At 63.3% G+C, this 11,868-nt stretch carries 13 protein-coding genes; 6 read left to right on the top strand and 7 right to left on the bottom strand.

Annotation, left to right across the window (positions count from 1 at the left end):
• The first annotated feature begins 42 nt into the window (after positions 1 to 42).
• Complete coding sequence (rpiA, locus tag KCX70_RS01725; protein ID WP_021207243.1) at positions 43 to 717, top strand: ribose-5-phosphate isomerase RpiA; 675 nt, start codon at positions 43 to 45, stop codon at positions 715 to 717.
• Positions 718 to 733: 16 nt separating this feature from the next.
• On the opposite strand, the gene KCX70_RS01720 is transcribed toward rpiA, so the two are convergent.
• The 4 genes from KCX70_RS01720 to KCX70_RS01705 form a co-directional block, all read right to left on the bottom strand.
• Positions 734 to 1,645: an SdiA-regulated domain-containing protein gene (locus KCX70_RS01720; RefSeq protein ID WP_212619097.1), complete on the bottom strand. Its 912-nt coding sequence runs from the start codon at positions 1,643 to 1,645 to the stop codon at positions 734 to 736.
• 110 nt (positions 1,646 to 1,755) lie between these two features.
• Entirely contained in the window at positions 1,756 to 2,658 is a 903-nt protein-coding gene (locus KCX70_RS01715) for an SdiA-regulated domain-containing protein (RefSeq protein WP_392604183.1), read from the bottom strand.
• A 103-nt stretch (positions 2,659 to 2,761) separates the two neighbouring features.
• Complete coding sequence (locus KCX70_RS01710; RefSeq protein WP_212619095.1) at positions 2,762 to 3,427, bottom strand: fumarylacetoacetate hydrolase family protein; 666 nt, start codon at positions 3,425 to 3,427, stop codon at positions 2,762 to 2,764.
• 50 nt (positions 3,428 to 3,477) lie between these two features.
• Positions 3,478 to 4,869 carry an FAD-binding oxidoreductase gene (locus KCX70_RS01705; RefSeq protein ID WP_212620271.1) on the bottom strand — a complete coding sequence of 464 codons (1,392 nt, stop codon included), beginning with the start codon at positions 4,867 to 4,869 and terminating at the stop codon, positions 3,478 to 3,480.
• A 198-nt stretch (positions 4,870 to 5,067) separates the two neighbouring features.
• On the opposite strand from KCX70_RS01705, the gene serA reads away from it, so the two are divergent.
• On the top strand, positions 5,068 to 6,297 hold the full coding sequence (serA, locus tag KCX70_RS01700; RefSeq protein ID WP_031310846.1) for a phosphoglycerate dehydrogenase: 1,230 nt from the start codon (positions 5,068 to 5,070) through the stop codon (positions 6,295 to 6,297).
• A gap of 61 nt (positions 6,298 to 6,358) precedes the next feature.
• Here the strand turns inward: serA and KCX70_RS01695 are convergent, their stop codons facing one another.
• From KCX70_RS01695 to KCX70_RS01685, 3 genes are all read right to left on the bottom strand, one after another.
• A complete protein-coding gene (locus KCX70_RS01695) occupies positions 6,359 to 6,646 on the bottom strand; it encodes a hypothetical protein (RefSeq protein WP_212619094.1) in 288 nt (95 codons plus the stop codon).
• Between the two features lie 123 nt (positions 6,647 to 6,769).
• A complete protein-coding gene (locus KCX70_RS01690) occupies positions 6,770 to 7,093 on the bottom strand; it encodes a hypothetical protein (protein ID WP_102846402.1) in 324 nt (107 codons plus the stop codon).
• 207 nt (positions 7,094 to 7,300) lie between these two features.
• The gene (locus KCX70_RS01685) at positions 7,301 to 9,001 is read right to left on the bottom strand and encodes an OPT family oligopeptide transporter (protein WP_212619093.1); all 1,701 of its coding nucleotides are present in this window, start codon (positions 8,999 to 9,001) and stop codon (positions 7,301 to 7,303) included.
• A gap of 279 nt (positions 9,002 to 9,280) precedes the next feature.
• On the opposite strand from KCX70_RS01685, the gene KCX70_RS01680 reads away from it, so the two are divergent.
• The 4 genes from KCX70_RS01680 (at position 9,281) to KCX70_RS01665 (ending at position 11,818) form a co-directional block, all read left to right on the top strand.
• Complete coding sequence (locus tag KCX70_RS01680; RefSeq protein ID WP_102851962.1) at positions 9,281 to 9,865, top strand: helix-turn-helix transcriptional regulator; 585 nt, start codon at positions 9,281 to 9,283, stop codon at positions 9,863 to 9,865.
• A gap of 35 nt (positions 9,866 to 9,900) precedes the next feature.
• Complete coding sequence (locus tag KCX70_RS01675; RefSeq protein WP_102851963.1) at positions 9,901 to 10,263, top strand: CsgE family curli-type amyloid fiber assembly protein; 363 nt, start codon at positions 9,901 to 9,903, stop codon at positions 10,261 to 10,263.
• Positions 10,264 to 10,379: 116 nt separating this feature from the next.
• Complete coding sequence (locus tag KCX70_RS01670; protein WP_212619092.1) at positions 10,380 to 10,865, top strand: curli production assembly protein CsgB; 486 nt, start codon at positions 10,380 to 10,382, stop codon at positions 10,863 to 10,865.
• Between the two features lie 26 nt (positions 10,866 to 10,891).
• The gene (locus KCX70_RS01665; protein ID WP_212619091.1) at positions 10,892 to 11,818 is read left to right on the top strand and encodes a hypothetical protein; all 927 of its coding nucleotides are present in this window, start codon (positions 10,892 to 10,894) and stop codon (positions 11,816 to 11,818) included.
• Positions 11,819 to 11,868: the final 50 nt, after the last annotated feature.

Below are 11,868 nucleotides of genomic sequence, written 5' to 3'. Positions count from 1 at the left end.
ATACTTTCGCCCCTCGTTTCCTCTCGCCCGGAGCCTTACGCCATGACCCAGGATCAACTCAAGCAGGCCGTCGCCCAGGCAGCCGTCGACCTCATCGTTCCGCAGCTCAACGACCGCAGCATCGTCGGCGTCGGCACCGGCTCCACCGCCAACTTCTTCATCGATCTGCTGGCCAAGCACAAGGGCGCCTTCGACGGTGCCGTGGCCAGCTCCGATGCCACCGCCGAACGCCTCAAGGGCCACGGCATCCCGGTGTATGACCTCAACTCGGTTGCAGAGCTTGAGTTCTACGTCGACGGGGCCGACGAAACCAACCGCCATCTGGAACTGATCAAGGGCGGCGGCGCGGCTCTGACCCGCGAGAAGATCGTCGCGGCCGTGGCCAAGACGTTCATCTGCATTGCCGATGCCAGCAAGCTGGTGGATCGGCTCGGTACCTTCCCGCTGCCGGTGGAGGTCATTCCCATGGCACGCAGCCATGTCGGCCGCGAACTGGTCAAGCTGGGCGGTGATCCGGTCTATCGCGAAGGCGTGGTGACCGACAACGGCAATATCATCCTCGACGTGCATAACCTGATGATCGGCTTCGCTCCCGAGGTCGAGGCGCAGATCAACAACATCGTCGGCGTGGTTACCAACGGCCTGTTCGCCGCGCGCCCGGCCGACATTCTGCTGCTCGGAACGCCAGACGGGGTGCAGACGCTGAAGCCTGAGTGAGCCGCAACGGGACGAGCTAATCGTCCTTGCGGAACACGTAGAACAGATTCGGCTCGCTCACCAGGTACAGGGTGCCGTCCGGCCCCAGTGCGACGCCTTCGGCCTGCGGCACGTCGCTGTCCAGGCCATGCCGGCCCGCTCGTAGCGACAGCGTGCTGATGGGTTCGCCGCGGGTATCGAGCTCGACGACCAGACGCGACTCGTCCGACAGCGCTAGCAGGTGACCGGTCCGCGCGTCGAATTGCAGGCTGGACAGGTCCCGTACGAACAGACCGGCGTCGCGCTCGAGATCGTCGCTGACGTGTACGGCCAACGGCTGGCCGTTGTCGGCGAAGGGAAAGCCCTGCACCTCGTAGATGCGCACGGGGTCGCGTTCCTTGGCGACGAATAGCCGTTTACCGGCGGCATCATAGGCCAGACCCTCGAATCCCTTATTGCCATTCTGTCCGAGGCCCAGCGAGAGCTGCTGGCTAGCTGCCGCGTCGATCCGCTCGGTGTGTTCGCCGACTTCCACACGCAACAGGCGCTGCAGCCGCTCGTCACTGATCACGTAGACACCGCGAGAGATGTACTCGATGGCTTCCGGGTCACCGAACCCCACCAGCGCAATCGAACGCAGCAGTTTGCCTTCGAGGCTGAGTTCGAGCAGCTGCGGGGAGCCGTTAGTGATTGCGATCAGGCTACGGCGGTCGGGGTCGAAGGTAAGCGCCGACAGGTCATCGTCGATGCCCTCCACCTGGCGAGCCTGGACAACCGCATGGTAGTCGGGCAGCCACAACGAAGCGGCCCGGCGCGTGTCGCCTTGGTACCACTGGGTAAGGTTGAACCAGGCACGCTCGAACAGCTTGTAGTGCTGGCCGGCGGCGATGGCCAGTAGCAGGGCGAGGCCGATCAGGGCAACCAGAAGTACTTTTAAACCACGACGCATGGAGCCACTCGTCTATCGGAAAGGAAGCGCGATTGTCCGCCGCTTCGCTTAGCCGAAACTTAACCGACGAGCCGCAACCGCTGCGCTATGACCACGCTGCGCGCTCGGTATCACCGTCGCCGGCTGAAAACGTAGAATCGATTCGGCTCGCCGACGACATAGATATTGCCGCGCTCATCCATGGCGACGCCCTCGGCCTGATCGATACCATCGATGAGCCCATTGAGCCCGCCGAGCAGCCGGATGAAACTGCGCGGCCGACCCTGCAGATCGAGCTCGACCAGCAGTCGCGACTCGTCGGACAGCATCAGCGTATGACCGGTGCGCGGATCGATGGTCACCGACGAGATGTCACGCACCAGTAGCGGTTGCTCGGGCAATGCTTCGAGCGCACCGGCCAGGCCGCCATCGTCCGGTATCGACAGTTCGAACAGGCCCTGCGGATCGCGCTCCTTGGCCAGCAGCAGGCGCCGGGTTCGCGGATTCCAGGCCAGGCCCTCGAAACCTTTGTTGCCGGACTCCTCGAAGCCCAGGTCATAGCTGGACATCTGCGCGAGATCCAGACTTTCAACACCGGGAGGCAACCGGAACACCGCGACCAGCCGCCGCCGCTCGTCGACGATGCCCATGCGTCCGTCGTCCAGCGCCTCGACCGCTTCGGGGTCGGAGAACCCGGTCAGTTGGATACGCCGCAGCACCACGCCACCGGGGGAGAACTCGATCAGCTGTGGATTTCGCCCGGTCACGGTAAACAGGGTGCCGGTCGCCGGATTCCAGGTCAGCCCCGAGGTCTGGTCCTCTTCCAGACCCACCAGGGTCGTTTCCAGCACCAGTTCGTAGTCGGGCAACCAGACGCTGGCCGCGCGTTGTTCGGCATCCACCGACTGCTCTTGCCAGTAGAGGCCGAGCTGGTCGTTCCAATGCAGCAGCCAGCCGGTCAGCAAGGCCGCGCAGACGGTAATGAACAATAAGAGATAGAGGCAGCGACGCAGGCGCGACGGCCGGGCTGGAATCGCAGTCATTGCTGGCTTCTTGGCGACAGGGGCCCGATTACAGCACGGTCGGGAGCGGCAGGGATACGGCGACCGGCGCGCGATGCGCTCGGTCGCGAGGCGGTCAGAGCACGCGGCTCTCGAAACGGCACAGCCCGACCAGCTCGAGCACCAGCTGGTCGCCCTGATTCAGCGGGCCGACGCCAGCGGGCGTGCCGGTCAGTACCACGTCGCCGGGCTGGAGATTGAAATGCCCGGCGATGTGCTGCAGCAGCGGCAGGATGGCGTTGAGCATCTGGCTGCTGTTGCCGTCCTGGCGCACTTCACCGTTGATGGTCAGACGGATGCCGATATCGGCCAGATCCTGCACCGCATCGCCCGGCACGAACGGCGCCAGCACGCAGGCACCGTCGAAACTCTTGGCGATTTCCCAAGGGTGGCCCTTTTCCTTCAGCTTGGCCTGCACGTCGCGCAGGGTCAGGTCCAACGCCGGGGCGAAGCCGGAGATGGCGTCGCGCACTTCCTCTTCATTCGGTTTGCGCGACAGCGGCTTGCCGATCAGCACGGCGATTTCCGCCTCGTAGTGCACGGCGCCACGGTCGCTAGGAATGCCGAATCCACCCTCCAGCGGCACCGTGCAACTGCCGGCCTTGATGAACAGCAGCGGCTCGGTCGGCACCGGATTGTTCAACTCCTTGGCATGTTCGGCGTAGTTGCGGCCGATGCAGACCACCTTGCCCAACGGGTAATGAATGGTCGTGCCGTCGGTGTACTGATGCTTGTAGTTCATGCGAAATCCTCAGTGGAGCGGCAAGCTGGCGACAAGGCCAAGCGCAGGCGTCAGGCGAAAATCTTGCCCGGGTTCATGATGCCGTTGGGGTCGAAGACCGCCTTGATCGCCTTCATGTAGGCAATCTCGGCCTCTGAACGGCTATAGGTCAGGTAATCGCGCTTGGTCATACCGACGCCATGCTCGGCGGAAATCGAGCCGTTGTATCGTTCGACCGTCTCGAATACCCACTTGTTGACCGCGGCGCACTTGTCGAAGAACGCATCCTTGGACAGCGCCTCGGGCTTGAGGATATTCAGGTGCAGGTTGCCATCGCCGATATGGCCGTACCAGAGCACCTCGAAATCCGGATAGTTACGCGTAACGATCGCGTCGATATCGGCGAGGAAGGCCGGCACCTTGGAGACGGTGACCGAGATGTCGTTCTTGTAGGGCGTCCAGTGCGAGATGGTCTCGGAGATGTACTCACGCAGCTTCCAGAGGTTCTGCAGTTGTTGCTCGCTCTGGCTCATCACGCCGTCGACCACCCAGCCTTCGTTGACGCAACGTTCGAAGGTCGCCAGGGCCTGCTCGGCGCGCTCCTCGGTGGTCGCTTCGAATTCGAGCAGCGCATAGAACGGCGTGCGGGTTTCGAAGGGCGCCGTGATGTCGCCGCGGCCGAGGATCTTGTCCAGGCACTTGTCGGAGAAGAATTCGAAGGCGGTCAGGTCCAGCTTGTCCTGGAAGGCGTGCAGCACCGGCATGATCGAATCGAAATCCGGCGTGCCCAGCACCATCGCGGTGAGGTTGGTAGGCTGGCGCTCCAGGCGCATGGTGGCCTCGACGACGAAGCCCAGCGTGCCCTCGGCGCCGATGAACAGCTGGCGCAGGTCATAGCCGGTGGCGTTCTTGATCAGGTCCTTGTTCAGCTCCAGCAGGTCGCCCTTGCCGGTGACCACCTTCAGACCCGCTACCCAGTTGCGGGTCATGCCATAGCGAATCACCTTGATCCCGCCGGCATTGGTGCCGATGTTGCCGCCGATCTGGCTGGAACCGGCCGAGGCGAAATCCACCGGATAGTAGAGCCCCTTGTCCTCGGCAAACTGCTGCAGCTGGGCGGTGATCACGCCCGGCTGGCAGACAACGGTGCGATCCATCTCGTCGAACGAGACAATCTGATTCATGTAGTCGCAGGAGACGACCACCTCCCCGTTCGCCGCTACGGCCGCAGCGGACAGCCCGGTGCGACCGCCGGACGGCACCAGCGCGACCCTGCGCTCGTTGGCCCAGCGCACGATGGCCTGCACCTGCTCTGCGGTTTTCGGGAAGACGATGGCTGTGGGAGCCGGCGCGTAATGCTTGGTCCAATCCTTGCCGTAGGTATTCAGTGAATCGGCATCGGTCAGCACCTTGCCGGGCTCGACCAGGGCCTTCAGCTCGTCGATCAGGACGGAATCGGTCATCATCGGAACTCTCATTCGATTCATGGTCACCCTGAGTACGCTTCAGCTCAGGACAGGGAGTGTTTCGGGGGGCCCGTATGCTAGCATACGCACCCCTTTGAAACGTGCCACGGCAGACTCCCGGCACCGGTGCTACCGGGCTGGCCAGCCTTCGCTGGACACTTTGTCCTTCCCTTCGGCCTTAAGGTTTTAATGCAGATGAGCCAGACCTCTCTCGACAAGAGCAAGATCAAGTTCCTTCTTCTCGAAGGCGTTCACCAGAACGCGGTCGACACCCTCAAGGCCGCAGGCTACTCAAATATCGAGTACCTCAAGACTGCGCTGACCGATGCGGAGCTGAAGGAGAAGATTGCCGATGTCCACTTCATCGGCATCCGTTCGCGCACGCAGCTCACGAAGGAAGTCTTCGAAGCCGCGAACAAACTGATCGCCGTCGGCTGTTTCTGCATCGGCACCAACCAGGTCGACCTCAACGCCGCCCGCGAACTGGGCATCGCGGTATTCAACGCGCCCTACTCCAATACCCGTTCGGTCGCCGAACTGGTGTTGGCCGAAGCCATCCTGCTGCTTCGCGGTATCCCGGAGAAGAACGCGTCCTGCCATCGCGGTGGCTGGATCAAGTCCGCGGCGAACTCGTTCGAAATTCGCGGCAAGAAGCTCGGCATCATCGGTTACGGCTCGATCGGCACTCAGCTGTCGGTACTTGCCGAAAGCCTGGGCATGCAGGTCTATTTCTACGACGTGGTGACCAAGCTGCCGCTGGGCAACGCGACGCAGATCGGCTCGCTGTACGAACTGTTGGGCATGTGCGACATCGTCTCCCTGCACGTACCGGAACTGCCGTCTACCCAATGGATGATCGGCGAGAAGGAAATCCGCGCCATGAAGAAGGGCGGCATCCTGATCAACGCCGCCCGCGGCACCGTGGTCGAACTGGACCATCTGGCCGAAGCGATCAAGGACGAGCACCTGATCGGTGCCGCCATCGACGTGTTCCCGGTCGAGCCCAAGTCCAACGATGAAGAATTCGAAAGCCCGCTGCGCGGCCTGGATCGCGTGATCCTGACACCGCACATCGGTGGCTCGACTGCCGAAGCGCAGGCCAACATCGGTCTGGAAGTGGCCGAGAAGCTGGTCAAGTACAGCGACAACGGCACCTCGGTGTCTTCGGTCAACTTCCCCGAAGTCGCGTTGCCGTCTCACCCGGGCAAGCACCGCCTGCTGCACATCCACCAGAACATCCCCGGCGTGATGAGCGAGATCAACAAGGTGTTCGCCGACAACGGCATCAACATCTGCGGCCAGTTCCTGCAGACCAATGACAAGGTCGGCTACGTGGTGATCGACGTGGACAAGGAGTACTCGGACCTGGCGCTGGAAAAACTGCAGCAGGTCAACGGCACCATCCGCAGCCGCGTACTGTTCTAAATCGCCGCGCAGCGGGTATGAAGGGAGGCTTAGGCCTCCCTTTTTCATTGGCGTCGAGGTTTCAGCTGGCCGGCGTACTGTCGGTGTGCGCGTCACTGCCGCGGCGCTCTGGCTGGTCGGCAGGAAGACCGCGCTCGACCGGGTCCTGCGGCGGCACTTCCGGCGGAGCCTCGAGCGTGGGCGGACGAGGCTGGCGCTCATCCTGCCGGTCGATCACCTCCTGGCGCGGCTCGCGATTGTCCAACGGATGCTCTCGGCTTTTTTCCGGCAGGGTCGGCCCAGTACCGGTCGCGCTGGCTGAGCCCGCCAGCACAAGGCTTGCGATGAAAAACAATAGGCGTGAGTCCATGGCCTGCTCCTCGAAGGACAGCTCAGCCGCGGTACGCAAACCCTGGCGAGACTCCAGGCGACAGTGCTGTCACATGTAGAAGCCCCGGCGAGAGGCCGGGGCTTGGGTCTGGCTGCGGTCCAATCAGTTGCTGCCGCCAGAGCCACCGCTACCGGTACCGGTACCAGACCCGGTGCCCGCTCCGGTTGCACTGTTACCCGTCCCGGTGGTGTTGCCGACGCTGGTGCCGGTCCCGGTGCCAGGGCCTGCCGGCTCGCCGCTACCGGTGGTGGTGCCCGCGCCGGTGGTCAGACCCGAGCGATTGGTGTCGTCGGTGGTCTTTCCGTCCATCGACTCGTGTTTGGTTTCTCCGCTGGTGGCGCTGTCGGTGCTGGTGGTACCCGCGGCGAAAACACCCGTGGACATCAGACCGGCCAGAGTCAAGGCAGCCAATTTCGTCATTTGCATGTGTGTACTCCTGTTTCCGTGGGTTACCTCTATTGGGGCATCCACCAGGCGCAGGGGTTGCACCGAACGCACGACAAAATGTTGCCAATGGGCGCAAAGCGCCGGACCAAGCCGCGCGGTACGGCAAACCGTTCGTCGCCCATTGCCGGAAAAGACCGTTCGTCGCCTTGTTTTGGGCCGCAACGTGCGTAGCGCGGGCGCTCCGTCTCAGCGCAACAGCTGCCAAAGCGAAATGCCGACGCCGGCCATGCTCTCGCCGGCGACCAGCCCGGCTGCCGCGACGATCACGAACCGCTCGGCGAGACTGCCCCAGCGCGCCGCGAACACCCACGCCAGCAGCGAGCCGAAGGCCATCATCATTGAAATCGAGGCGGGAATGATGAAGGCCAGGCCCAACGCGGCGGAGCTAGGCAGCCAGCGCAGACGGGTTACCGAGGCGAGCCCCTCGAGTATCCCCAGAACGACACCGACCAGGGCACCGATCAGCATTGCCCAGCGAATGTCAGGGCCAATCGACCCGAGCCCGACGGTCAACGCCTCGGCGACGGCCTTCCAGGTCGCCACCGCGGGCGCTGGCCACTCAGTGGTGATCAACATCGCCTGCGGATCGGGGATCAGCAGCTGATAAACCATCACGCCTACCAGACTGCCAACCAGTATGCCCAGGCACTGCGCGACCACCTGGCGTGACGGCGCCGCCCCGATGGCGTGCCCCACCTTGAAGTCGTTGAGCAGGTCGGTGCATTGCCCTGCCGCCCCACCGGCGGTATTGGCGCTCATCAGATTGATCGCCACCTGCCCCGGCGCGATGATGCCGAAGCTCAACTGCGATAGCTGGCCGATTGCGCCGATCGGCGGAATACCCGTGGTACCCACCACTCGCGCAGCTACCATGGCCAGAAGTACCGCCAACGGGATGGACAGCGCGGCCATCAGCGGGCGGATATCGAACAAGGCCATCTGCATGCCCACCACCAACAACGCGGCCGAAGCCAACCCGAGCAGCGGTACGTTACTGGGCCGACGCGGGCTCCGCCCGTAAGCATCAGGCGCGCGGCGGGCGCGAACCGTACGCAAGCCGAGGGAAGTCAAGGTAGCGCAGACCATCAGGCTGACCCCGGGCCAGAGCAGCCACTCGATCAGCAGCGCGAATTGCGGTCCGCGCGCTTCGGCCGGCATGACGACCAGACCTTCGCCGATCAGCCAGGGCGAGAGCAGCCCCCACGCCAGCACGGCGCCGAGCAACAGCGACAGGCCTACCCGCAAGCCGATGATGCCGCCGAAGCCCACCAGCAACAGCGAGGGCTCCAGACTGAACGTAAGGCGTTCCAGCTGCATGCTCGGCGCCCAGCGCGGCAGCGCCCAGAACAGGCTGTCGACCAGCTTGCTCAGCGCGGCCAGCAGGGCGGCGGCGCCGAGCACCAGCAGGCGCCGCGCCGCTTCGGCGCCGTGGCTGTAGATCTGCTGCATCGTCGCCAAGGTCGCCATGCCCTCGGGAAACCGCAACCCACCCTCGATGATCAGCGAGGGCCGCAGAAACCAGGCGACCCAGATGCCCAGAAAGCTCACCGAGAACACCCAGGCCATCAACGGCAGCGTATCGAACTGCTGACCGGTGATTAGCGTATAGGCCGGTATCGGCGCCACCAGTCCGCTGGAAATGATCGAGGCCGCCGAGGAGGCGGCGGTCTGGTTGATGTTGCTCTCATGCAGCGACCAGGCCGGTCGCCGCATGGTGCGCGCCAGGCTCTGCCAGAAGGCGAAACCGACCAACAGCGCGATGATCGACATGTTGAACGACCAGCCGATCTTCAGCCCGGAGTAGACATTCGAGGGCGTCAGCAAGGCGCCGAGTAGCAGACCGGTAACCAGTGCGCGCGGTGTCAGTTCGCGTTGGGGTTCGCTCATGCCGGCTCCATCGAACGGGTGATTGACTCACCTTAGTCCATCCATCCCCTCGATTCGATCAGTCAACCGCTCGTCGGGTTATTGCCATGCCAGCGCAGATCCCCGCCCAATCGACGCGTAAATGCTGAACTTCGTCCATGAGTGTCGGTCGTTTAGTAACTTTTCTATGTGGCATAACGGCACCCAGACCAAGGATCGACCATGGACGAAGCGGATTTCACCCACCAGGAACGTACGCGGCCTACCGTCACTCTGCTCACCGGCAATGAACTCCTGGGCTTGTTCTTCAGGCACTTCCTCGGCGAACAGGCCCAGCTCGACGTGGCCCTGGCCCGGATCGAGGAGAACGTGCGCGAGACCAGCGACCTCTATCTCGTCGACGCGGGCAACAGCCAGACCGACCAGCTCTCGAAACTTCTCGACCAGCTCGAAGAGCACACCCCCGTGGCGCTGGTGAACATCGCACCCGAGCAAGCCGAGCTGCTGGTCGACAAGCACCCCGGCATTCGCGGCGTCTTCTATAGCCACGCCACCCGGGAGCACCTGCTCGATGGCATTCAGGTCCTGCTCGACGGCGGCGACTGGCTGCCGAGGGTACTGACCGAGCGCCTGCTCAGCCAGTGGCGGCGTATGCGTCAGCTGGCCGGCAGCAAGCCGTCCCTGACCCTGCGCGAGCGCGAGATTCTCAGCCTGGCCGGCAAAGGGCTGTCCAACGCCGAGATTGCCGAGCAGCTGTGCCTGAGCCCCCATACCATCAAGAGCCATATCCACAATCTGCTGCGCAAGATCGGCGCTTCCAACCGCGCCGAAGCGGCGTTTCTGCTGCGCGGCCGGCTGGATTGGTCCGAGTCGTGTCACGCCTGACGCTCGGCCTGGCGCTGCTTGCGCTGCTCACCACGATGCAGGCGCAAGCGGCCACAGGGCAGGCTCAGACCGAGGCAGAGCTGAGCGGGCTGATCATCGACAACACCATCAGCCGCTTCGGCCATGATTTTCACCGCTATTTGAGTGCCAGATTGCAGGACGCGAGCGACCTCGACGCCGATCTGGTGGTTCGCGAGCGCCCGTCGGCTCGCTGGGGCAGCCTGGTCTGGGTGGAGTACGGGCAACGCACGGTTTACCGACGCTTCCTGCAGCCCAACGCGGCGGAAATCGAGCCGATCGCGGCACAGGCGGCGCAGCTCATTGTGGAGGAAATCAGCCGCAGCAAGCTCGAAAACCTGCTGCAGGACACCTTCGACATGGACCGCGATGAACTGTAATTCGCGCCAGGGATTAATCCTCCCGCCCATCGTGGCGCTGAGGTTTTGGCCCGTTCGATGGATGTTCAGCGGCTCGCTGCCAGTCAAGAATCCGAGCATCATTCCGAGGTGCCTGCATGGATCGTCTAGCGCTAATTCGCCGCGGCTTGCTCGCCGCGCTTCTGCTCATCGGCCACGCCTCCTCGCAGGCCGCCGACCTGCTGGACAACAGCGACCTTGCCGAGGGTCCGCTCAGGCTCGAATCGCCCGCCATGCTGGCGTTACCGCTGGACGGGCAAAGCGCACAAGTGCTGCAGCAAGGCAACGACAACCTGGCCGAGCTCAGCCAGATCGGTGACCGGCAACTGGCCGGCATCGTTCAGCAGGGCAGCGACCAGCAGGCCTTCATTCTGCAACAAGGCGAAAACCAGCTGGCCAGCATCCTTCAGGTCGGCCAAGGCAATCTCGCGAACATCAGCCAGATCGGCAGCGCAAACCAGGCCGCCATCGCCCAGATCGGCGCCAACAACAACGCCAGCATCGAGCAACTCGGCAGTGGCTTGAGTAGCAGCGTCATTCAATACGGAAGCGGCCAGCACGTTCAGATCGTGCAACATCAATAACCAGCCGACCAAAAAGGGACTTTGCCATGCGCAGCCGCCTGCCACTCTTCACACTCGCCGTGCTGCTGACCACAGCCCCATACCTGTACGCCGACAACCGCACCCTGATCGAACAGACCGGCAGCGACAACTTGGCCAGCGCTGAGCAGACCGGCGTGCTCAACGAAGCCGTGATCAGGCAGAACGGTTCGGGCAACGACGCTTCGGTCGCCCAGTTCACCGAGTCGAACCTAGCCAGCGTCGTGCAGGTCGGCAGTGACAACAACGTCGCCGTCTACCAGGGCCCTGAAAGCTATTTCGCAACGGCGGGCGTCTATCAACAGGGAACCGGCAACCGCGCCGAGGTCGACCAGATCTGGTACGCAAACGACCTCAAACTCAGCAGTGTCGGTGACGGCAACTTCATCTCCGCCACACAACAGGGCTTCGCCCAGGCCGAGGCCTATCAGATAGGTAACGACAACTCGGTGACGCTCACTCAGGACGGCGTCTACCACGGTACCCAGCTGGCCGTTTACCAGGTCGGCGACAACAACCTGGCCAACATCGACCAGGGCGATGCCGGCCAGTTGCAACTGGCCCAGAATGGCAACCGGAACAGTGCGCAGATCATGCAAAACACACTGTTCGGCGAAGTCGTTTTCCAGCAACTCGGTGACGATAATCGCCTGGCCTTGGAGCAGAGCGGGCGCGGCAACGGTTTCCGCGGCTCATCGGTTGGCAACGGCAACGATGTCGAACTGGTGCAATGGTTCGATGGCAACCAGGCCAGTGTCGTGCAGACCGGCGACGGCAACCTGGCCGACATTCGCCAGTTGGCCGAATACAACGAGGCTCGCATCAGCCAGGTCGGGACTGCGAACGCGGCCGCAATCACTCAAAGCGCCGCGAGCATGCACGCCGTGATCCAGCAGTCGGGCAGCGGCAACCAGGCCACCATTGTTCAGCAGTAGGTGTTCAGCAGTAAGCCGCATCGGCTAATCGCTCCGGCCATGAGTGCCCG

Source organism: Stutzerimonas stutzeri (assembly GCF_018138085.1).
GTDB lineage: Bacteria > Pseudomonadota > Gammaproteobacteria > Pseudomonadales > Pseudomonadaceae > Stutzerimonas > Stutzerimonas stutzeri_AI.
This window is presented reverse-complemented; position numbering and strand designations above follow the sequence as displayed.